Origin of the sequence: Nocardia seriolae NBRC 15557, assembly GCF_007990715.1 — a bacterium.
Taxonomy (GTDB): domain Bacteria; phylum Actinomycetota; class Actinomycetes; order Mycobacteriales; family Mycobacteriaceae; genus Nocardia; species Nocardia seriolae.
Genome location: NZ_BJWY01000073.1, coordinates 1 through 20435, shown reverse-complemented (window position 1 = coordinate 20435; position 20435 = coordinate 1). Strand labels below are relative to the sequence as shown.

At 69.2% G+C, this 20435-nt stretch carries 22 protein-coding genes; 12 read left to right on the top strand and 10 right to left on the bottom strand.

Annotation, left to right across the window (positions count from 1 at the left end):
* Nucleotides 1–135: 135 nt before the first annotated feature.
* Genes NS2_RS21615 through NS2_RS21600 form a run of 4 tightly spaced genes read left to right on the top strand, consistent with a single transcriptional unit; the run spans nucleotide 136 to nucleotide 3598 of the window.
* Nucleotides 136–1482, top strand: coding sequence for a DUF8832 domain-containing protein (locus NS2_RS21615; protein ID WP_033089113.1), 1347 nt, complete (start codon nucleotides 136–138; stop codon nucleotides 1480–1482).
* The gene (locus NS2_RS21610) at nucleotides 1479–1880 is read left to right on the top strand and encodes a FixH family protein (protein ID WP_036546823.1); all 402 of its coding nucleotides are present in this window, start codon (nucleotides 1479–1481) and stop codon (nucleotides 1878–1880) included. Before NS2_RS21615 ends, NS2_RS21610 begins: the two co-directional genes overlap by 4 nt.
* A gap of 15 nt (nucleotides 1881–1895) precedes the next feature.
* Entirely contained in the window at nucleotides 1896–3059 is a 1164-nt protein-coding gene (locus tag NS2_RS21605) for a hypothetical protein (protein WP_033089093.1), read from the top strand.
* On the top strand, nucleotides 3056–3598 hold the full coding sequence (locus tag NS2_RS21600; protein WP_033089094.1) for a hypothetical protein: 543 nt from the start codon (nucleotides 3056–3058) through the stop codon (nucleotides 3596–3598). The genes NS2_RS21605 and NS2_RS21600 overlap by 4 nt, the downstream gene beginning before the upstream one ends.
* On the opposite strand, the gene dprE1 is transcribed toward NS2_RS21600, so the two are convergent.
* Together dprE1 and NS2_RS21590 are read right to left on the bottom strand one after the other, a co-directional pair.
* Complete coding sequence (gene dprE1, locus NS2_RS21595; RefSeq protein ID WP_274521152.1) at nucleotides 3586–4998, bottom strand: decaprenylphosphoryl-beta-D-ribose oxidase; 1413 nt, start codon at nucleotides 4996–4998, stop codon at nucleotides 3586–3588. The two genes, NS2_RS21600 and dprE1, sit on opposite strands and share 13 nt — an antisense overlap.
* A 57-nt stretch (nucleotides 4999–5055) precedes the next feature.
* Entirely contained in the window at nucleotides 5056–6711 is a 1656-nt protein-coding gene (locus tag NS2_RS21590; protein ID WP_033089096.1) for a bifunctional 3'-5' exonuclease/DNA polymerase, read from the bottom strand.
* Nucleotides 6712–6934: 223 nt separating this feature from the next.
* Here NS2_RS21590 and NS2_RS21585 point away from each other — a divergent pair, with 223 nt between their 5' ends.
* Nucleotides 6935–7447 (top strand): WKL family lipoprotein, encoded by a 513-nt coding sequence (locus NS2_RS21585; RefSeq protein ID WP_033089097.1) that lies wholly within the window; start codon nucleotides 6935–6937, stop codon nucleotides 7445–7447.
* A 93-nt stretch (nucleotides 7448–7540) separates the two neighbouring features.
* On the opposite strand, the gene NS2_RS21580 is transcribed toward NS2_RS21585, so the two are convergent.
* Nucleotides 7541–8104: an AAA family ATPase gene (locus tag NS2_RS21580; protein ID WP_045438373.1), complete on the bottom strand. Its 564-nt coding sequence runs from the start codon at nucleotides 8102–8104 to the stop codon at nucleotides 7541–7543.
* A 133-nt stretch (nucleotides 8105–8237) separates the two neighbouring features.
* Between NS2_RS21580 and NS2_RS21575 the strand changes: the two genes are divergently transcribed.
* Genes NS2_RS21575 through NS2_RS21560 form a run of 4 tightly spaced genes read left to right on the top strand, consistent with a single transcriptional unit; the run spans nucleotide 8238 to nucleotide 12480 of the window.
* The gene (locus tag NS2_RS21575; RefSeq protein WP_172416832.1) at nucleotides 8238–9584 is read left to right on the top strand and encodes a glutamine synthetase family protein; all 1347 of its coding nucleotides are present in this window, start codon (nucleotides 8238–8240) and stop codon (nucleotides 9582–9584) included.
* Nucleotides 9565–10308 carry a gamma-glutamyl-gamma-aminobutyrate hydrolase family protein gene (locus NS2_RS21570; RefSeq protein WP_033089099.1) on the top strand — a complete coding sequence of 248 codons (744 nt, stop codon included), beginning with the start codon at nucleotides 9565–9567 and terminating at the stop codon, nucleotides 10306–10308. The genes NS2_RS21575 and NS2_RS21570 overlap by 20 nt, the downstream gene beginning before the upstream one ends.
* Nucleotides 10305–11666 (top strand): aldehyde dehydrogenase family protein, encoded by a 1362-nt coding sequence (locus NS2_RS21565; RefSeq protein ID WP_033089100.1) that lies wholly within the window; start codon nucleotides 10305–10307, stop codon nucleotides 11664–11666. The genes NS2_RS21570 and NS2_RS21565 overlap by 4 nt, the downstream gene beginning before the upstream one ends.
* A 34-nt stretch (nucleotides 11667–11700) precedes the next feature.
* Nucleotides 11701–12480 carry a 3-oxoacyl-ACP reductase gene (locus tag NS2_RS21560; protein ID WP_370737304.1) on the top strand — a complete coding sequence of 260 codons (780 nt, stop codon included), beginning with the start codon at nucleotides 11701–11703 and terminating at the stop codon, nucleotides 12478–12480.
* 23 nt (nucleotides 12481–12503) lie between these two features.
* Here NS2_RS21560 and NS2_RS21555 read toward each other — a convergent pair whose 3' ends face one another.
* The 6 genes from NS2_RS21555 to NS2_RS21535 form a co-directional block, all read right to left on the bottom strand.
* A complete protein-coding gene (locus NS2_RS21555; RefSeq protein ID WP_033089102.1) occupies nucleotides 12504–14057 on the bottom strand; it encodes an amino acid permease in 1554 nt (517 codons plus the stop codon).
* Between the two features lie 120 nt (nucleotides 14058–14177).
* Nucleotides 14178–14825, bottom strand: coding sequence for a response regulator (locus NS2_RS21550; protein WP_033089103.1), 648 nt, complete (start codon nucleotides 14823–14825; stop codon nucleotides 14178–14180).
* Nucleotides 14826–14846: 21 nt separating this feature from the next.
* Nucleotides 14847–15488 (bottom strand): sensor histidine kinase, encoded by a 642-nt coding sequence (locus tag NS2_RS21545; RefSeq protein ID WP_231993065.1) that lies wholly within the window; start codon nucleotides 15486–15488, stop codon nucleotides 14847–14849.
* 13 nt (nucleotides 15489–15501) lie between these two features.
* On the bottom strand, nucleotides 15502–16041 hold the full coding sequence (locus tag NS2_RS37685) for a hypothetical protein (RefSeq protein WP_196223710.1): 540 nt from the start codon (nucleotides 16039–16041) through the stop codon (nucleotides 15502–15504).
* Between the two features lie 28 nt (nucleotides 16042–16069).
* The gene (locus tag NS2_RS21540) at nucleotides 16070–16771 is read right to left on the bottom strand and encodes an ABC transporter permease (RefSeq protein WP_071344026.1); all 702 of its coding nucleotides are present in this window, start codon (nucleotides 16769–16771) and stop codon (nucleotides 16070–16072) included.
* Nucleotides 16772–16802: 31 nt separating this feature from the next.
* Nucleotides 16803–17708 carry an ATP-binding cassette domain-containing protein gene (locus NS2_RS21535; protein WP_033089104.1) on the bottom strand — a complete coding sequence of 302 codons (906 nt, stop codon included), beginning with the start codon at nucleotides 17706–17708 and terminating at the stop codon, nucleotides 16803–16805.
* A gap of 175 nt (nucleotides 17709–17883) precedes the next feature.
* Between NS2_RS21535 and NS2_RS21530 the strand changes: the two genes are divergently transcribed.
* The 3 genes from NS2_RS21530 (at nucleotide 17884) to NS2_RS21520 (ending at nucleotide 19769) form a co-directional block, all read left to right on the top strand.
* The gene (locus NS2_RS21530) at nucleotides 17884–18516 is read left to right on the top strand and encodes a TetR/AcrR family transcriptional regulator (RefSeq protein ID WP_033089105.1); all 633 of its coding nucleotides are present in this window, start codon (nucleotides 17884–17886) and stop codon (nucleotides 18514–18516) included.
* 2 nt (nucleotides 18517–18518) lie between these two features.
* Nucleotides 18519–19157, top strand: a complete 639-nt coding sequence (locus NS2_RS21525; protein ID WP_033089106.1) for a VC0807 family protein — start codon at nucleotides 18519–18521, stop codon at nucleotides 19155–19157.
* A 177-nt stretch (nucleotides 19158–19334) separates the two neighbouring features.
* Complete coding sequence (locus tag NS2_RS21520) at nucleotides 19335–19769, top strand: hypothetical protein (protein WP_033089107.1); 435 nt, start codon at nucleotides 19335–19337, stop codon at nucleotides 19767–19769.
* Nucleotides 19770–19789: 20 nt separating this feature from the next.
* Here NS2_RS21520 and NS2_RS21515 read toward each other — a convergent pair whose 3' ends face one another.
* Nucleotides 19790–20350, bottom strand: a complete 561-nt coding sequence (locus NS2_RS21515; RefSeq protein ID WP_052086686.1) for a cutinase family protein — start codon at nucleotides 20348–20350, stop codon at nucleotides 19790–19792.
* Between the last annotated feature and the right edge of the window lie 85 nt (nucleotides 20351–20435).

Sequence of the window (20435 nt, the reverse complement as noted above, 5' to 3'; positions counted from 1 at the left end):
TGGGAATCCCCCGTGGGTGGGATTTGCGGGTGGAAGTTTTTCGGTAGCTTCGGAACAGTGCAGTCGCCGTTGATCGTTCGCTTGCGCGGTGTGTGCCTGGTGGTGCTCTGCGCGTCGCTGGTGGGTCTCGTCGGGATGAGCGCCCCGGCCGCGCGAGCCGACGGGGCGGCCGCCGGGGGTGATCTCACGGTGGCGCAGTCGATGGGGGGTCGGGAATTGAGCGTGATCGTGCGCCGCGCGCAACCGGGGCCGTTGCGGGTCGATGTGGTCACCCATGCCGGGACCGCGGCGGGGACCCTGACGCTGACGGCGACGCCGGTGGATCGGGGTGGCGAGAGTTCTTCGGGGACCGTCGAACTCGGGAGTCAGCCCGGACCGTATTCGGCGACGCTACAGGTGGACCAGCCCGGGCCGTGGGAGCTGACGGTCTCCGATGGGGAGCGGACTGCGCGGATTCCGTTTCTGGTCTGGGCGCGGGTGGTGACGCCCTGGGAGCGGGCGGCCTACGGCGGATTCACCGCGGCGGGCGTGCTGCTGCTGGTGGCGTTGGGGACCGCGGTGATCTCGAAACGCGGGTGGCCGACGCTGATTCCGGTGGGGGCGCTGATCGCGGCGCTGACCGTCGGGGTCACGGGGGCGGTGCTGTCGGGCAGTGCGCCGCAGCCGCGGGCGGCGGGGAGTCTGCTGGATCCGACCTCGGGGAATATCGGGAATCCGTATCCGGAGCGGGACTTACCGCTGACCACGAATTACTCACGGCCACCGGTGAATCTGGCGGTGCGCACCGAGCGGACCGCCACGGCCACCGAACTTCAGCTGTCGCTGAGTGATTCGGCCACCGGGCGGCCGGTGGACGATCTGCTGGTCACCGATGACGCGCTGGTGCATCTGATGGTGGTCGGGCCATCGGGGCGGTTCTGGCATCGCCATCCGATCCGGATCGCGCCCGGGGAGTATCGGGTCGAGCTGGGGCTCACCGAATCCGGTGACTACGCGGTGGCCGCCGAGATCGCCCGGCGCGGCGGTGGCGTGCAACTGCTGCGGTCGGCGATCCACCTGGTCGGCGAAACCGGATCCGGCGCGGCCGATCCCGCACCGCCGGGGACCGGTCTCACCACCACCGAGGCGATCGCGGGCGAACCCACCACGCTCACCGCGACTTTCGGCGGCACCGCCGATCTGCAGCCGTGGCTGGGGATGCTCGGCCATCTCATCGCGGTCGGGCCGCTGCCGGACGGGGTGCCGGTCGGCACCGCCGCCGCGAGTGTCCCGGTCTGGGCGCATGCGCACGCCATGCTGCCGCTGCCCACCCTCGGCGCGCAGCCGCCGGACGAGACCGTCGCGGCCTACGGCCCGAAGGTGGCCTTCACCTTCACTTTTCCGCAGCCCGGCCGGTATCTGGTGTGGGCGCAAGCCGAACGGGGGTATTCCGTCATGACCGTGCCCGCCATGGTCGACGTCCGCGCGGGGGCTCCGCGATGACCGCGCGCCGGGGGCCGATCGCGGCCGCCGTCGTGCTGGCGGCCGCCCTGCTGGCGTGGTGGCTGTGGCCGTCCGGCGGCTCGAAACCGGTGGCGCGCAGTGCGGCCGGGCCCTATCTGGTGCAGTTGCGGGTCGATTCCGCGCGCACCGGCGACAATGCCGTCGACCTCGACATCACCGATCAGCGCGGCGACGCCGCCACCCCGGACCGGGTCTCGGTGGAACCGGCCATGCCGCAGATGGGTCACGCGCTGCCGCCGAGCACCGCCACCGCCCTCACGCCCGGCCACTACCGCGCGACCGTCAACCTGCCCATGCCCGGGCAGTGGGAGATCGCCGTGAAACTCTCCGGCGCACCGGGTTCCGGCAGCGCCACCTTCTCCGTCCAGGCCAACTGAATTCGGGAGCAGCACATGGACCTCACCGCCAACGGGCGCGTCGCCACCGCGGAGGCGAGCACGCCCATCACCATCCGCCCCTGGTTACCCGCGGCGATTCTGTTCGCGGCCAGCATCACCTTCTCCATCGGATCCACCTGGGATATCCAGTGGCACTCCGACGTCGGGCCCGACACCTTCTTCACCCTGCCGCACCTGTTCATCTACGCGAGCGCGGCGGTGGCCGGATTCACCGGCCTGACCGTCATTCTCGTCACCTCGGCGGCGGGGCGGGCCGGGCGGCGCGTGGATGGTGAACTGGGCGGGCCGGGGATCGGTGTGTTCGGGCGCACCTTCACCGCGCCGCTGGGTTACATGGTCGCCGCGCTCGGGGCGGCCTCGTTCCTGCTGTACGGGCTGTGGGATCTGTGGTGGCACAGCCTCTACGGGTTCGACGCCATCATCGATTCGCCGCCGCATATCGGATTGTTCCTGTCCAGCACCGTGATCTCGGTGGGGACGGTGATCGTGTTCGCGGCCGCGCGGGCGCATCGGTGGGGGTGGCTGGGCGCGCTGTTCGCGCTGGCGCACCTGGTGACCAACAGCACGGTGACCGCGCTCGCGGTGCAGCGGCTGAGCACCGGGACCGTGCGCTGGACGGTGGCGGTCACCGCGTTCATGGTGATCCTGCTGCTGATGGCGGGCGCGGGGTTCATCCGCTGGGGCGCGACGGTCACCGCCGCGTTCGGTTCCCTGACCCAGGCCGTGTTCTGGTGGTTCGCGCCGTGGGCGGCCCGCACGTACGCGGACTTCGTGGGATTGCCCATGCGCGAACACATTCGGGGTATTCCCGGCACGCCCGCATTGATCCCGTTCGTGCTGATTCCGGTGGGGATCGTGATCGACCTGCTCGTGCGCCGGGGCGCCGGAGACCGCTGGGCTCGCCTGCTGCCCGCCCTCGCGGGTGCCGTGGGCGGCGCGATCATCGGCGGCTGCAGCCCGGTGCAGAGCGTGCTCATCTATCAGGCCCGCTTCCACCTGCCGGCCATGTTCCAGGACGGCGCGCACTACGGTGCCGCCTCGGTCACCATCGCCACCACCGTCGCCGCCGCCCTGCTGGGCGCGCTCGGCGGCTACCTCGGCTGGCGCTTCGGCGACATGCTCCGCCTGACCGCTCCGGCCAAGGAGGCCCTCGCATGATCAAGCGACTATTCGCCGCCGCCGCAACGATTCTCGCGGTGCTGGCGCTGTCGATGACGGCGGCGGGCCCGGCCTCGGCGTATCAGCCCGTGAATATCGTCCACACCGAGCACGTCCAGGCCGGTCCCTACGCGTTGACCATCGGGTTCAGCGAATGGCCGTTGCGCGCAATGCAATCCCTCGACTTCACCTTCGCGCCCGACGGCGGCGTGGACGGCCTGTCGGGCACCCTCACCGAGGTCCTGCCCAACGGCAAGATCCGGCGGGCCGAGGATCTGTCCCGGCACCCGCGCAAGCGCGAGGTCTGGGGTCTGGACGTCCGGTCCCTCGATCAAGAGGGCGCGTGGACCTTCCGTTTCGCCATCGACGGCCCGGAGGGTCACGGCGTCGGCGAGTTCACCAATCTGACCGTACTCCGACAGCCCGGTCCCCCACTGGGTTTGAGCTGGGCGGTCAGCAGCATCCCGCTGATCGGCCTGATCGTGTTCCTGGCCTACGCCTGGCGGCGCACCCGCCGCCCGGTGCTTCAGCCCGCCTGAGCGACCGGCCCGTCGTCGTCGATGAGGTGCAGGCGGCGGGCCAGGTCGGAGGTGAAGACCCGCTCGGGGTCGACGGCGTCGCGAATGCGGCGCCATTCCTCGAGGCGGGGGTACATGGCGCGGATCATGTCCGGGGTGGTGCGGGAGTCCTTGGCGAAATACAGGCGGCCGCCCGCGTCGAGGACGCGCTGGTCGAGGCGGGCGCAGAACTCGCCGAGGCCGGGGGTGAGCGGGAAGTCCAGGCTCAGCATGTATCCCGGGTGCGGCCACGACAGCGGGCCGGGATTGCCCTCGCCCATGCGCTTGAAGACATTCAGGAACGAGCGGTGCCCGGAGAACGCGATGACGCGCACGGCGGCGGCCAATTGCCGCTCCGCGCCGAAGGGCATGGAGAACTGGTATTGCAGGAAGCCGCGGCGGCCGTAGGCGCGGTTCCATTCACCGGGCAGGTCCAGCGGGTGATAGAACTGCGTCAGGTTCTGGATGCGGCCCCGGGCGCGTTCGGGATAGACCCGGTACGCGGCCTCGGCGGCAACGCGGATGGTGAGATTGTTGACCATGCCGTTCGGGAAGATGTCGGGCACGGTGAACAGTTGCGGCGCATCGAATCTCAGCGGATCACGACGTAGCTTGGGCGGGAGCTGGTCCAGGGTGGCGAGGGAGCCGCGGCTGAAACCGGCACGGCCGAGCCGGGAGTCGGTGCTGATGGTGTCCGGTACCGACATCGAATATTCGTACCCGTCGTCGGAGCCGCCGGTGAGCAGTTCCATGGTTTCGTCGAGATTGCCGGTGCGGTCGTTGTCGACGATGAAATACGCGGTCTCGGTGTGCTTCATGCGAACTCGCGCCCGCACGATGATGCCGGTCAGGCCCATGCCGCCGACGGTGGCCCAGAACAGTTGCGACTGCGGGCCGTCGGGGGTGAGGGTGCGCACCTGGCCGTCGGCGGTGAGCAGGTCCAGGGATACGACGTGGTTGCCGAAGCTGCCGTGCGAGTGATGGTTCTTGCCGTGGATGTCCGAGGCGATCGCGCCGCCGACGGTGACCTGGCGGGTGCCCGGCAGCACCGGAACCCACAGGCCCTGCGGCAGTACCGTTTTCATGAGGGCGTCGAGGCTGACCCCGGCGTCGGCGTCGACGATCCCGCTGTCGGGATCCACGGTGTGGATGCGGTCGAAGGCGGTCATGTCGACGACCAGGCCGCCGCCGTTCTGCGCGGGATCGCCGTAGCTGCGGCCCAATCCGCGCGCGATCACCCCGCGCGCGCCCGCCCGGCCGACCTCCCTGGCGACCGTTTCGAGATCCGGTGTCGAAAGCACCTGTGCCACCGATGCTGCGGTGCGAGCCCAGCCGAACAGGCGGCGTTGATCGATCACCGATCCCCCTTGTGTGTCATTCACTGTCGCCACCGTAGCCGTTCCGGGTCGCGAGGGTGATCTCGCGCCGATGACGGAGGTCTATTTCGCGTCGCCGTAGCAATCGACGATCGCCGTGGTGAAAGGGAATCGGACCGGGGTCGGGCCGAAGGCGAGGCGGCCCGCGTTGTCGGCGGCGGTGGCGATCAGCTCGGCGACGGTCTCGGCTTCGGCCTCGGGGCAGTGCACGATGACCTCGTCGTGCTGGAAGAAGACCAGTTCGGCGCGCAGGCCCGCGCGGTTCATGGCGTGGCGCAGGCCCGCCAGCACCAGCAGGGTCCAGTCGGCGGCGCTGCCCTGCACCACGAAATTGCGGGTGAAGCGGCCGCGGGCCCGGGCCCGGGGTGTGCTGCCGTAGCCGGGTCCGTCCGCACCGTCGGCCGCGTCGAATGCGGTGGCGGGCGGGCAGGTTCGGCCGAACCAGGTGCGCACCAGGCGGCCCTCCTCCCCCGCGTTGGCGGCGTCGTCGACATAGGCGACGGCGGCCGGGTAGCGGCGGCGCAGTTCGGCCATGTGGGTGAGGGCGTCGCCGGAGGTCTGGCCGTAGATCGCGCCCAGCATGGCGATCTTGGCCTGGGCGCGGTCGCCGCCGAAGGCGCGGGCGGCCAGATCCGCGTAGAGGTCCTCACCCCGCCCGGCCACCTCCATCAGGCCCGGATCACGCGAGATCGCCGCCAGCACACGGGGTTCCATCTGGTCGGCGTCGGCGACCACCAGCCGCCAGCCCGGGTCCGCGCGGATGGCCTGCCGGACCACCTTCGGAATCTGCAGCGCACCACCGCCATTGGTGGTCCAGCGCCCGGATACGGTGCCGCCGGGCAGATATTCGGGCCGGAAGCGGCCCTCGTGCACCCACTGCTCGATCCAGGACCAGCCGTGGGCGGTGTAGAGGCGGTAGCGGGACTTGTAGTCCAGCAGGGGCGCGACCGCCGGGTGGTCGATCTCCTGGAGCTCCCATTTCCGGGTGGAGGACAACGTGATTCCGGCACGCGCGAACGCCCGGACGATGTCATTGGGCAGATCGGGTCGGACCCGCGCGCCGAAGGCTCGCGACACCTCGTCGGCGAGCTCGGCCAGCCGCCGCGGCTCCCCGCCGCCGGGCATGCGTTCCCCCAGCACGGAATCCAGCAGCTCGCGATGAATATCGGCACGCCAGGGAATCCCCGCGCGCGACATCTCCGCGGCCACCAGCATGGCCGCCGATTCCGAGGCGAGCAGCATGCGCATCCGCTCCGGATGCTCGGCACGGCCGGTCCGGGCGACCTGCTCGGCGTAAACCTCCAGCAGCGCCGTGAACTCGTCCGTCCCCGCCGGCAGCGGCTCCGGCTCCGATTCGAACAGCGTCGGCTCGGTCTCGGCCGCCCGCAGCGGAGCATCCGCCGGCACCGGCAGCCGATGCAACCGCGCCCAGGCCGCCGCCAACGACCGCGGCTGCCCCGCCTGCCCCTCCTCGTGCCCGATCAGCAACGCCTCCGCCGCCTCGACGTCATAACACCGATCCACCCGCACACCGGCCGCCAGCAACCGCCGATACCCGCCCGCCGTCGACCGCCACACCCACCGCTCGACCTCCGGCCGCGACCGCACGGCCTCGGCCAGCGACGACTCCTCCACCACGGCCCCCGCGGGCCGCCCATCCGGCCCCAGCGGACACAACCGCACCCCACCCCCACTCGTCTCCGCCACCGCCCATCGCATGTCCCCGAGTCTCGCAGCACCCACAGACAATCCCGCCCACCCACATCCGTAACGGTCGGTACGACTTGTCGGCACTGCACGCGGTTATGACGGGATCGGGATCGATGACAGGGGCCCGCAACTCTAAGAGGATGGTGTGGCCGCGGTGTGGATCCGGTCTCGAAAACTGGACGCTCGACTCCCGACAGTGCTTTCCGCGGGCCGGACCAGTAGCGTCCCGGTCGTGAATACGCATCAGAAGTTCGGACGTGTCGCGATCGCCACGCTGGCCGTCGTGACCGCCCTCGGCTTGTCCGCGTGCGGCAGCGGGGACAAGCCGGGCACCACCAAGGCGACCGCCGCCAAGACCACCAGCGCCAAGGCCGCGGCGGCCCAGAGCAACTACCCGCCCGTCCCGACCGCGGCCGATCTCAACGCGCAGCTGCAGATGGGTCTGGACCCGGCCACCCCCAACGAGCAGAAGATCGACCTGCTCCAGGGCGTGTCCGCCGACCCCAATCTGCCCCAGCGCCTGACCGACTTCTACAAGCAGGCCAACGCCACCGTGACCGTCACCAACGTCACCGACCTGGGCAACGGCACCCTCACCGCCGACGCGGACTTCGCCCTCAGCGGCGGCCAGCCGCAGAAGGCCGTCGTCCCGTTCGTGGCCGAGGACGGCAAGTGGAAGGTCCAGAAGGACTGGATCTGCAACATGCTCTCCCTGGGCAACCAGACCTCCCCCGCCTGCAGCTGACCCACCGCGAGGGATGCCGCACGCCGCGTTCGTCCGATGCCCGGCATCGTTCGATCACGGCGTGCGCCCGCACTCACCGCCCGACCGGCCCGCTCACCGCCCGACCGGCTCGGCCCGCCGGAGAATCGCCTCGACGGTCTCCGCGACGGTGAGTTCCGAGCTGTCGAGCCAAAGCCCCAGCCGCGGCGTGGTTTCCCGCAGCCCGGCATCGAGATCGGCGACCGTGAAGGTCCCGTAGGCGTTCTTGGCGCGCCCGGCCTCGCGCCGCTCGACCACCGCCGGATCCGGCGCGAGCACCACGACATACAGTGGGTCGGTGCGGATCTCCCCGATCAGATAGGGCAGCATCTCGCCGAGCACGACGTCCTGCACCACCGCCGTGAACCCCGCCGCCGCATACCCGTCGGCGACCTGCGCGGCCAACCGGTGCCGCAGCTTCAGCTGCGCGACCGCCCCGGCACTCGGATCCGGCGACATCTCCTCCCGCCCGCCGACGACGAACCGCCGGAAGGCGTCACCCCGCACATGCGCCGACCGCGCGAACCGCTCCGCAAGCGCCTGCGCCACAGTCGATTTCCCCGACGCTTGAATCCCGGTGATCACATAGACCCCCGCCCCGCGCGGACCCCCGTCGAACGATTTCCCGGAACCTGCCATGCCCGGACGGTAACCGAAGCGGGCCGTGGCGGGACACGCGGATGATCTCCTCGAGTAAACGGGCACGCGCGGGGGCACGGTTCGCTTAGCGTGGGCACGTTGAACGTCGAGAGGGGTCGTGATGCGGGCCGGGATGTTGAGCGTGGCGGAGTTGGTCGGGCGGGTCGAGGCGGGGACGGTGGACACCGTGCTGGTCGCCATGACCGACATGCAGGGGCGGTTGCAGGGGAAGCGTTGTTCGGCACGGTATTTCGTGGAGGAGGTGCTGGATCAGGCGACGGAGGCCTGCAACTATCTGCTGGCGGTCGATGTGGAGATGACGACCGTCGAGGGATACGAGATGTCGTCGTGGGAGACGGGGTACGGGGACTTCGTGCTGAGGCCGGACCTCACCACGCTGCGGATGGTGCCGTGGTGGCCCGGCACGGCGCTGGTGCTCTGCGATGTGGAGCAGGTGGACTCGCCCGGGACGCCGGTGGCCGCCTCACCCCGGCAGGTGCTGCGCGCGCAGCTGGATCGGCTGGCCGAGCACGGGTTACACGCCTACGTCGGCACCGAACTCGAGTTCCTGGTCTTCGACGACACCTACGAGGCCGCGTTCCGCGGCGGGTACCGGGATCTGACACCGGCCAACCAGTACAACGTGGACTACTCCATGCTCGGGACCGGGCGGATCGAGCCGCTGCTGCGGCGCATCCGCACCGAAATGGCCGGGGCGGGAATGTATGTCGAGTCCGCCAAGGGCGAATGCAATCCGGGCCAGCACGAGATCGCGTTCCGCTACGACCAGGCGCTGGTCACCTGTGACAATCACAGCATCTACAAGACCGGGGCCAAGGAGATCGCCGCCCAGGAGGGTCGCAGCCTCACCTTCATGGCGAAATACAATGAGCGGGAAGGCAATTCCTGCCACATCCACATCAGCCTGCGCAATGCCGCGGGCGAGCCGGTCTTCGCCGACGGCGACGGGCCCTCGTCGGTGATGCGGCACTTCATCGCCGGGCAGCTGGACTGCCTGCGCGAGCTGACCTACTTCCTCGCCCCGAACATCAACTTCTACAAGCGCTTCCAGGCGGGCAGCTTCGCACCCACCGCCCTGGCGTGGGGCCGCGACAACCGCACCTGCGCGCTGCGGACCGTCGGCCACGGACCGTCGCTGCGGCTGGAGAACCGGATTCCGGGCGGGGACGTGAACCCCTACCTGGCCGTCGCGGCGGCCATCGCCGCCGGGCTGCACGGCATCGAGCAGCACCTGCCCCTGGAACCGGAATTCCACGGCAACGCCTACCGTTCCCACCGCCCGCGCGTCCCGCACACCCTGCGCGAGGCCGCGCAGCTGTTCGGGGACAGCAAGATCGCGCAGAAGGCGTTCGGCCCGGAGGTGGTGCGCCACTACCGCAATGCCGCGCAGGTGGAACTGGACGCCTTCGACGCGGCAGTCACCGACTGGGAGCGGGTACGTGGCTTCGAACGACTCTGACCCCGCCCGCCGGCCGATCATCGGCCTGCCCACCTACTCCGAACGCACCCGCTTCGGCCACTGGGATGTCCACGCCGCGGTCCTGGCCCGCACCTACATCGACCTGACCGAGCGCGCGGGCGGCATCCCGGTCCTGTTACCACCCAGCGGAACTCCGCGCCCAGAACTCGTCGACCGCCTCGACGGCCTGGTCCTGACCGGCGGCGCGGACCTGGATCCGGCCCGCTACGGCGCGCCCGCACACCCCGCCACCAAGGGCCTGCGCCCCGACCGCGACGAGTCCGAGTTCGGCCTGTTCGAGCTGGCGCACGATGCGGGCGTGCCCGTGCTGGCCATCTGCCGCGGACTGCAATTGGTGAACGCCGCCCTCGGCGGCACCCTGCACCAGCACCTGCCCGACGTGCTCGGGCACACCGAACACAACCGCACGCCCGGCACTTTCACGATCACCACGGTCACGACCGTGCCCGGCAGCCGGGTGGCGGCCATCGTGGGCTCGGAGGTGAAGGCGCACTGCCACCACCATCAAGCCATCGACACCCTCGCCCGCGCGCTCACCGCCACCGCTCACGCCCCGGACGGCACCATCGAGGCGGCCGAGACCCGCGCGGGCCCGTTCCTGTTGGGCGTGCAATGGCATCCGGAGGAGAACGCCACCGATTCCCGCCTCATGCGGGCCCTGGTCGAGCGGGCGGCACAGTATGGAGAGGAGCGCAACCGGTGACAACGACCGACGTGGTGAATCCGGCCACCGAAAAGGTGGTGGCCACCATCGAATCCGCGGACGCGACCGCGACCGACGAGGCCATCGCCCGCGCCCAGCGGGCCTTCGCGGGCTGGCGGGCCGTCGCGCCCGGCGACCGCGCCCGGCTGCTGCGGCGCTTCGCCGAGGCCGTCGACGCCGAGATCGAGCAGCTGGCCCGGCTCGAGGTGAGCAATGCGGGCCACACCATCGGCAATGCCCGCTGGGAGGCGGGCAATGTCCGCGACGTCCTGCACTTCAGCGCCGGGATGCCGGAACGCCTGCTGGGCAATCAGATTCCGGTCTCCGGCGGCGTCGACATCACCTTCTGCGAGCCGCTCGGAGTGGTCGGCGTCATCGTGCCGTGGAACTTCCCCATGCCCATCGCGGCCTGGGGCTTCGGGCCCGCGCTGGCCGCCGGGAACACCGTGGTGCTCAAACCGGCCGAACTCACCCCGCTGACCGCCATCCGGCTCGGCGAGCTCGCGCTGGAAGCCGGACTGCCCGAACACGTCTTCCAGGTCATCCCCGGCAAGGGCTCGGTGGTCGGGGCGCGCTTCGTCACCCATCCGGCCGTGCGCAAGGTGGTGTTCACCGGTTCCACCGAGGTCGGCAAGCAGATCATGGCCGGTTGCGCAGAGCAGGTGAAGCGGGTGACCCTCGAATTGGGCGGCAAGAGCGCCAATATCGTGTTCGCCGACGCCGATCTCGAACGCGCCGCCGCCACCGCACCCTACGGCGTCTTCGACAATGCCGGTCAGGACTGCTGCGCCCGCTCCCGGATCCTGGTGCAGCGCAGCGCCTTCGACCGCTTCCTGGAACTGCTCGAGCCCGCCGTGCAGGGCGTGGTGGTCGGGGATCCCTCCGACGCGGGCACCGAGATGGGCCCGCTCATCTCGGCCGCCCACCGCGATCGGGTGGCCGGATTCCTGGAGCCCTCGACCAAGGTGGCGTTCACCGGTTCCCGCCCCGACGGTCCCGGATTCTGGTTCGCGCCAACGGTGGTGCTGCCCTCGGGTCCCGAGGACCGGGTGCTGACCGAGGAGGTCTTCGGTCCGGTGGTGACGGTCCAGCCCTTCGACGACGAGGCCGAGGCCCTGCACCTGGCCAATGCCACCGAATACGGCCTGTCCGGGTCGATCTGGACCTCCGATGTCGGCCGCGCGCTGCGGGTGGCCCGCGGCGTCGAGGCCGGGAACCTGTCGGTGAATTCGCATTCGTCGGTGCGGTATTGGACCCCGTTCGGCGGTTTCAAGCAGTCCGGGCTGGGTCGCGAGCTCGGACCCGACGCCGCGCGCGCCTTCACCGAAACCAAGAACGTCTTCCTCGCCACCGAGTAGACGCCCCTTGCCACCGAGCAGACCACCCCATCCGATCGAAGGAGATACGTTGCAGCGCTTACAGGATCGAGTAGCGGTCGTCACCGGCGGCGGCAGCGGCATCGGGCTGGCCACCGTCCGCCGCTTCGCCCAGGAAGGCGCGAAAGTCGTTGTCGCCGATATCGACGCCACCTCCGGCGAGGCCGCCGCGGCCGCGGTCGGCGGCCTGTACGTGAAGATGGACGTGACCGACGAGGCACAGGTGCGGGCCATGTGCCAGACCGCCGTCGACACCTACGGCGGCCTCGACATCGCGTTCAACAACGCGGGAATCTCACCGCCGGAGGACGATTCGATCCTCCCCACCGGCCTCGAGGCGTGGAAGCGGGTGCAGGAGGTCAATCTGACCTCGGTCTACCTGTGCAGCAAATACGCGATCGAGCACATGCTCGATCGCGGCAAGGGCTCGGTGATCAATACCGCGTCCTTCGTCGCGGTCATGGGCGCGGCCACCTCGCAGATCTCCTACACCGCCTCCAAGGGCGGCGTACTGGCCATGAGCCGTGAGCTCGGAGTCCAGTTCGCGCGCCAGGGTATTCGCGTCAACGCGCTGTGCCCGGGACCGGTCAACACTCCCCTGCTGCAGGAGCTGTTCGCCAAGGATCCCGAGCGCGCCGCGCGTCGGCTGGTGCACATCCCCACCGGCCGCTTCGCCGAGCCGGAGGAGATCGCCGCCGCCGTGGCCTTCCTCGCCAGCGACGATTCCTCCTTCATCACCGCCTCGCAGTTCCTGGTGGACGGCGGCATCTCCGGGGCCTATGTCACCCCGCTGTGAATCGGTAACCCCGCGGTGAATCGTCAGGAGCCGAAGGGGGTTTCGGCTCCCGACGGCTCCTCGACGGTCCGCTTGGGACCGGTGAACCAGTGCCGCGCGGACACCAGCCACCAGACAGTGATCGCCCCGACCACGCCGACCAGGGTGATCGGCGCGTAATTGACCGAGTTCCAGGTGAATCCGTCCACCCACGGATAGCCGTGGTCATCGGTGGGCAGGATGAACAGCACGCTGATGACCACGATCCAGACCAGCGTGATGATCCCCACCGGGCGATACCAGCGGCCCAATTGCCAAGGCCCGTTCTGGAATCGGTCGCCGTGGCGCAAGCGCAGCAGCACCGGGATGCCGTAGGCGATATACAGTCCGATGGTGGCCACCGAGGTCGCGGCGGCGTAGGCGGTCGGCGCATTGGCCTCGGGCACCAGCATGGACGGGATCAACAGCACGAACGCGAACACCGAGACGAACAGCACCGCGTGCACCGGTACCTTCCGCGCCGACAGCGCCGCCCACAGCTTCGATCCGGGCACCGCGCCGTCGCGCGCGAACGCGAACAGCATGCGCGAGGCCGCCGTGACCGAGGCATAGCCGCAGAACAACTGGGCGACCGCGGCGATGATCAGCAGGAATCCCGACCAGAACGAATTCAGTGAATTCTGGAGGATGTAGATGACCGGGTAGCCGCTGTTCTTCGTCGGATCCAGCGAGTCGTCGAGATTGGGAATCGCGAAGGTCACCGCCAGGATCAGCAGATAGCCCGCGATGGCCGATACCACAATGGTGTTGATGATCCCCTTGGCCTCCATCCGGGAGGCGTCGTGGGTCTCCTCCGACATGTGCGCCGAGGCGTCGTAGCCGGTGAACGTGTACTGCGCGTGCAGCAATCCGAGCAGGAAACTGAAGGCCACCCCACCGAATCCGACTGCGCTGTTGTCCACGGTCTTGGTGAAGACGAACCCGATGCTCTGATGGTGATTCGCCCCGAAGCCGAGTACCAGCACGAAGATCGCGACACCGATCACGTGCCACCAGGCCGACACATTGTTGATGACCGCCGACAGGTGCGGGCCGATGACATTGAGCACCGCGTGCAACACGATGATCCCGGCGAAGACCATGAAGATGGCATTGCGATCGGTGCCGATATCCCAGCCGATCACATTGAGCACCACCGTGGTGAAGATCGCCGCACCGTAATCGATGGCCGCGGTCACCGCGATCTGCCCGATCAGGTTGAACCAGCCGGTGAACCAGCCCCATACCGGCCCGCCCAGCTCGGCGGCCCACCAGTACAGGCCGCCGGAAGTCGGGTAGGCCGAGGCCAATTCGGCCATGGCCAGCCCGACGAACAACACCATGACCGAGACCAGCGGCCAGCCCCACGCCATGGTGATCGGGCCGCCGTTCTGCAGGCCGATCCCGTAGCTGGCCAGACCGCCGGTCAGAATGGAGACAATCGTGAAACTGATGGCGAAATTGGAGAATCCGGACCAGGATCGCGCCAATTCCTGTTTGTAACCGAGTTCGGCGAGCCGCCGTTCGTCGTCATCGGATCGAGGCTGGGTTTCGGTCATGCATGCTCCCGAGTGAAAACACCGCCCTCACACGGTGTTTGCCAGGAGCCCAGTGTGCGCGGATCCGGCCCGCAGCGCAGGCCAACGCGGAAAACTCCGGCCGACCAGTCTGTAAGGCCATCAGGCCAGGCCGGCACGCAGCACCAGAATCGCGACCTGGGTGCGGTTTTCGAGCCCGAGCTTGGCGATGATGCGGCTGATGTGCACCTTCACCGTGGATTCGCTCATGTGCAGCGTCCGCGCGATCTCGGCATTGCCGGCCCCGGTGGCCACCGCCAGCGCCACCTCGCGCTCGCGCTCGGTGAGCTGTTCGAGCCGGGCCAGCGCGTCGGGCTGCTGGGATCCCGGCCCCCGGGTGAAGGCGGTGAGCATGCGTTTGGTGATGGCGGGCGCGAGAATGGCGTCACCGGCCGCCACCACCTCGACCGCGCGCGCGAGCTCGCGCGGTGGGGTGTCCTTGAGCAGGAAGCCCGCCGCCCCGGCATCGAGTGCGGCATAGACGTATTCGTCCAGGCCGAAGGTGGTCAGCACCACGACGGCGGGCGGATCGGGCAGGGCGCGCACCCGGCGGGTGACCTCGAGGCCGTCGACGTGCGGCATGCGAATATCGGTGACCACCACGTCGGGGCGATGCCGGTGGACGAGCTCCACGATGGCGCGCCCGTCACCGTCCTGGGCGACGACTTCGATGCCGCCGCCCGCCTCCAGGATCATCGATATGCCGGAGCGCACCAGCTCCTCGTCGTCGAGCAGCACCACCCGGATCACGAAACCTCCTTCACCGCATCATCATTCGTCCGCCGCTCCCGGCTCGGTGAGCGGGAAGGTCGCGTGCACCACGTAGCCGCCACCGGCCAGCGGACCGGAATGCAGGCTGCCACCGGCGAGTTCGACCCGCTTGCGCATGCCGAGCAGGCCGAAACCGGAGCCCTGTGCGGCCAGCGGGGTGTGCTCGCCGCGGCCATTGCGCACATCGACGTTCAGGACCCCGTCGACGACGGTGAGCGCGGCACGCACCTCCGCGCCCGCCGCGTGCTTGGCGGCATTGGTCAACGCCTCCTGGACGATTCGATAGGCGGCACGGCCGACCGGGCCGGAGGTCTCGGGCAGCGGGTCGGGCAGCGTCAGGTCGATCCGCTGGCCCGCCGCCACGGCGTGAGCGACGAGTTCGGCGATGGCACCCAGATCCGGGGCGGGCCGCAATGGTGCGTGCTCCCCGCCCGTACCGGTGCCGACGGATCCAGCAGCGCTCGAATCGCCCTGTGCCGGAGCATCTTCGGCGGAACGCAGCAGTCCCAGCAGCTCCCGCATCTCGGTCAGTGCCCTCGACCCGGTGGTGCGAATCGTCCCCGCGATCTCGGCCGGTTTGCCCTCGGCGGACACCTCCAGCGCCCCGGCCAGCACGGTGATCTGCGAAATCCGGTGCGCCACAATATCGTGCAGCTCACCGGCGATGCGCAGCCGTTCGGCCTCCACGGCCGCGGCGGCCAGCAGGTCGCGTTCCCGCTCGGCCTGCTCGGCCCGCTCCCGCAGCGCGGCCAGGGTTTCCGCGCGCTGATTGGCCCCACAGGCCCAGCAGCAGCGGCACCGCGAGCACCAGCGCCACAATCGCGCCGCGATACACGAACAAGCTCAACCAGCTACCGGTACCCCAGGGCATGACCCCCGCGAACAGCGCGCCCGCGGCGGCCAGCCACGTCGTGCGGCGATTGCCGTAGCGGCGGGCCACGGTGTAGAGCGCCAGCAGCATCGGGGCCATGGCACCGACCAGAGCCGTGGCGAGCGCCGCGGCCACCACCACGAGCAGCGGCCGATAACGCCGCAGCAGCAGGGCGATACCCGCCGCGATGGCGACCGGCGGCCCCGCCGCCGCGGGCAGCAGAACGATCGAAGAGGTGTGCACCTCGGAGAACCCGACCCAGCCGAAGACCGCGGCGAGCACGACATCGAGGACCACACCTCCGATCCGCCGCGTCATGCTCACCCCGGCAACCCTAGTCGCATGGCCATCGTCACACGTCACGACGCGCGAGCAGCACGACTCCGGCGGCCAGCAAACCGGCGGCCAGCGCGGCGAGCGGCAGCACCAGCAGCATCGGGTTCCCCGCGCCGGGGGCCGCCAGCTGCCCGGCGGACAGGTACGGCATCAGCTTGGGGCTGGCCCCGGCCAGCACCGCGCCGGTCTCCACCACGGTCGGGAACCCGATGGCCGCGACCATGGCCACGGTCGCATTGCGGGTGAGAGCGGCGACCCCGAGGCCCGCGAGCGCGGCCAGCGTCACGTACACCGGCATGCCCGCGAAAGCGTATGCCAGATGCGAGGTTCCGGAGGGCAGCATCGAGACCAGGCCCTGCACCAGGACCGTGACTCCGGCCAGCGCGACGCCGTACAGCGCGCCCAGTCCGCCGACGGTCAGCGCCTTGGCCGCCATCACCCGGACCGGGCGACGCACGGTGAGCATGGTGGTGGTGATGGTGCCGTAACGGTATTCGTGCCCGAAGGCGTTCACCGCGACGGCCGCCGCGAACAGTGCCGCCACCATCAGCGGCAGTTCGCGGACCGACGCCTCGAACTGCTCGGTGGGCGTCGCGTAGGTGCGCGCCGCGGAAAGGTAGGCGATCAGTGCCTGCACAGCCAGGCCGATGGCGGGCAGCGCCCAGGTGGATCGCAGAGTGGCGAGCCGGGTCAGCTCGTAGCGAATCGCGTTGATCATGAGGGGAATTCCTTATCGGTGTCGTCGGGTATCAGGCGGCGGGGCCGCGGTACCGGGCGGCGTCGGCGGTCGCCTGGAAGAAGGCGTCCTCGAGGCTGGTGTGGGCCTGGCTCAGTTCGGTGACCAGCAGGCCCGCCTGCATGGCGAGCACGGCCACCCGCTGGCGGTCCTCGCCGTCGATCACGACCGCGCCGTCGGGTGCGACCCGGACCTGGAAACCGTTGCCGCTCAGCATGTCCGCGAGCGCCTGCGGCCGGTCGGTGCGGGCCACGATGCGCGAGGCGGAGTTGCGGGACACGAACTCGGCCACCGATTCGGCGGCGAGCAAGCGGCCCCCGCCGATGACGACCAGCGAATCCGCCAGGTGCGCCATCTCGTTGAGCAGGTGCGAGGACACGAAGACGGTGCGACCCTGGCGCGCAAGACCTTTGAGCAGGTCTCGCAGCCAGCGCACACCCTCCGGGTCCAGCCCGTTGGCGGGCTCGTCGAGGATCAGCGTGGCCGGATCACCCAGTAGCGCCGCCGCCAGACCCAGCCGCTGCTGCATGCCGAGGCTGAAGCCACCGGCGCGCCGTCCGGCCACATCGGCGAGCCCTACCATCCCGAGCACGTCTTCGACCCGCCCTTCGCCGATCCCCGCCCCGGCCGCGATCATGCGCAGATGCCCGATGGCGGTGCGCTTGGGATGCACCGAGCGAGCATCCAGCATCACGCCGACCGAGCGCAGCGGGTCGGTGAGTTCGGCGTAGGTCTGCCCGTCGAACAGGGTCCGGCCGCTGCCGTGGTCGAGTCCGAGCATGAGCCGCATGGTCGTCGACTTGCCCGCGCCGTTCGGCCCGAGGAAGCCGGTCACCAACCCCGGCCGCACGTCGAAGGACAGATTGTCTACCGCCGGCACCTGTCCGTAGCACTTGCCGAGCCCGCGTGCCTGAATCATCGTGCCTACCTCTCCGGAGGGGCGACGCCCGCCGCGCCGCCGTGTCGCCTTCGACGATCCCGCGCCCCGCGGCCCGAACCATCAGACGACGGCACACGACCGGCTAACACTTTCGGCTTACGGACGGGCCGCTCACCTCTTGCTCGGTTGAGCAAAAGCGGCTAATTTTGTGCTCATGCAAGCAAGAATCGACTCGGGCAAGCAAGGGCAGGAACGGACCTTCACCGAACTGGCCCGGCGCGCACAGATCGTCGAAGCGGCCATCGAGGTGATCGCCGATCAGGGCTATGCCAACGCGTCGTTCGCGAAGATCGCCAAGCAGGCCGGGCTCTCCAGCACCGGCATGATCTCCTACCACTTCCGCGGCAAGGGCGATCTGATCCGCGAGGTGGTCACCCGCATCATGGCGACCGCGGGCGAATCCGTGGTCGCGAGGCTCGATGCCGAGGCGGGCTACCGCGCCCGCATGCGCGCCTACTTCGCCGCCAATCTGGCCCTGGTCGCCACGTACCCCAAACACATGCGGGCCCTGTCGAATATCGCCGCCAACGCCACCACCGACGACCCGCACCTGTTCGGGCTCGTCGACCAGCTGGGCGCGACGGCGGCCGCCCAGGCCGAGATCCTGCGGGCAGGCCAGCGCGGCGGCGTCTTCCGCGACTTCGATCCGGCGGTCATGGTCATGGCCATCCGCGGTTCCCTCGATGCCGCCATCGCCCGCGCCGCCGTCGATCCCGGCTTCGACACCGACGCCACCGCCCGCGAACTCGCCGAACTGTTCGACCGCGCCACCCGGAAGGACGCCTGACCATGGCGCACCACACGACTCCCGGCGACACCCTGCGCAGACACGTTGCGCGCCAGGTGATCCTGGAACTACTCCTGCCGATCGGCGCGTACTACGGACTGCGCGCCGCGGGCGTCGATCCGTGGGTCGCGCTGGTCGCCCCGGCGCTGCTCACCCTGCCGTTCCTCGTCTATGACGCCCTGCGCCGCCGCCGGGTGGACGCCGTCGCCCTGTTCACTCTGACCATGCTCGCCGTCGGCACGGTCGTCTCGCTGGTCACCGGCGACCCGCGCACCCTGCTGGTGCGTGACAGCTGGCTGTTCGCCGCAATCGGCCTGTGGATCCTGGCCACCCTGTTCACTTCCCACCCGATGATGCGCGGTATGGCCCGCACCATTGTCACCGTGAAGATCGGCGAGGCCGGCTATCGCGAATGGGATGCCCGCTGGGACAGCGATTCTCGCTTTCGCTACCACTTGCGCGTCCTGACCGCGGTCTGGGGTATCGGTTTCACCCTCGACGCGGTTATTCGCATTTCACTCGCCTATTCCCTTCCCCTGGACGCGGTTCCGCTCGCCACGACGCTGCAATGGCCGGCCGTACTCGCGGCTCTCATCGGCTTCCACGCCGTGTATGTCACCCGAAACGGGCTGAAAGTCTGAACCAATTATGTAAGACCCCTCGACAGAACGGCGGTCTTTGCGCCGTAAAGTGATACGTTTTCCCTATGGCCGGATTGGCCTGAAAGCTCGCTTGTGCATCAGGGAGATGCCGTGTCCAGGACAGCAGAAGTCACTACCGCATGGGTTTGCGGGGGAATTCTCGGGATTGTTGCCGCTTTGTCGGGTGCGGGAGGGGCGAACGCCGATGCGGCCACCGGTCCCGCACAGGTCGGCGATACCGTGTATTTCGCGCTCGGCGGCTGGAACTGCTCGATCGGATCCGACGGCGTGGTGGGTTGCGATCTCACCACCCCGGCCGCGGTCATGAATGTGCTCTACGCCGGAGCGCAGGTGCCTATTCCGAATGTTCCTGCCATAGTCATCGATTCGACCGCGGTGCCCGCGCATCCGCAGTGGGCCTCCAACGGCAGCCACACGCTGCCCGGCGGCAATCCCGGATTGGCCGCCCTCACCCAGGTCAGCGGGCACGACCCGCAGTTCTTCATCACCTACGCCGGTGCCACCTGCCAGATCACCTTCAACGGTTCGGCCGTGTGCTCTTCGATGGGGCACGGGTTCAGCCAAAGGGGACCAGAGCCTTTCGGCTACTGATCCCCTTCGAATCACTCGATTTACCGGTACCAGACTCCGGAATCCCAGTCGCCGTAGTCCCAGACATTGAAATCGTAACGAGAATGCGCTCCCCCGAAGAGGTAACCCCACCAGCCGGCCGAAGTGTCGCAGATCTGGTCGTCGTGGTTGCACACCGACAGTACCGGGAAGCCGCCGAACCAGTCGTCCACACCCGCGAGCGGATAGCCGATGATCCCGTTGCCGGGAGTCGAGGACAGTCCGCCCCAGCCCGGGCCCGGAGCCCGCTTGGGATCCGACAGCAGAATGGCATTCGCGTTATCGGCGTCCTGGTGTGCGGTGACCCAGGCGTGCACGAGGCCCGCGCCTTCACTGTGCCCGATCAACTTGATGTGGTCGCCGGGGCATTCGTCGCGGTGCTGCCAGAACAGCCTGTTGAGTTCGTTCAACCCCGACATCGGGTCGGCGGAGTTGTATCCGACGGGCTGATTCACGAAGGCCGAGAAGACCGACGAGTTGTTGTCGCCGAGTCCGCCGATGCCGATCGACCAATCACCGGTGCAGTCATCGGCTTTGGCGGTCGCGGCCGTCAGGTGCGTCATGGTGGAAAAGAGGATAGCCAACAGTAATGCGGCGAAGAGCGCCGTTGCTCTACGCATGATCGTAACTTTCTTGCTTCTAGTGTCC

Coding starts and splice junctions, on each gene's coding strand:
- NS2_RS21535 (WP_033089104.1), bottom strand. CDS start 17,708: ATGATTCAGGCACGCGGGCTCGGCAAGTGCTACGGACAGGTGCCGGCG.
- NS2_RS21555 (WP_033089102.1), bottom strand. CDS start 14,057: ATGACCGAAACCCAGCCTCGATCCGATGACGACGAACGGCGGCTCGCC.
- NS2_RS21575 (WP_172416832.1), top strand. CDS start 8,238: ATGTTGAGCGTGGCGGAGTTGGTCGGGCGGGTCGAGGCGGGGACGGTG.
- NS2_RS21525 (WP_033089106.1), top strand. CDS start 18,519: ATGGCGCACCACACGACTCCCGGCGACACCCTGCGCAGACACGTTGCG.
- NS2_RS21600 (WP_033089094.1), top strand. CDS start 3,056: ATGATCAAGCGACTATTCGCCGCCGCCGCAACGATTCTCGCGGTGCTG.
- NS2_RS21615 (WP_033089113.1), top strand. CDS start 136: ATGAGCGCCCCGGCCGCGCGAGCCGACGGGGCGGCCGCCGGGGGTGAT.
- NS2_RS21590 (WP_033089096.1), bottom strand. CDS start 6,711: ATGCGATGGGCGGTGGCGGAGACGAGTGGGGGTGGGGTGCGGTTGTGT.
- NS2_RS21515 (WP_052086686.1), bottom strand. CDS start 20,350: ATGACGCACCTGACGGCCGCGACCGCCAAAGCCGATGACTGCACCGGT.
- NS2_RS21580 (WP_045438373.1), bottom strand. CDS start 8,104: ATGGCAGGTTCCGGGAAATCGTTCGACGGGGGTCCGCGCGGGGCGGGG.
- NS2_RS21605 (WP_033089093.1), top strand. CDS start 1,896: ATGGACCTCACCGCCAACGGGCGCGTCGCCACCGCGGAGGCGAGCACG.
- NS2_RS21530 (WP_033089105.1), top strand. CDS start 17,884: ATGCAAGCAAGAATCGACTCGGGCAAGCAAGGGCAGGAACGGACCTTC.
- NS2_RS21540 (WP_071344026.1), bottom strand. CDS start 16,771: ATGATCAACGCGATTCGCTACGAGCTGACCCGGCTCGCCACTCTGCGA.
- NS2_RS21610 (WP_036546823.1), top strand. CDS start 1,479: ATGACCGCGCGCCGGGGGCCGATCGCGGCCGCCGTCGTGCTGGCGGCC.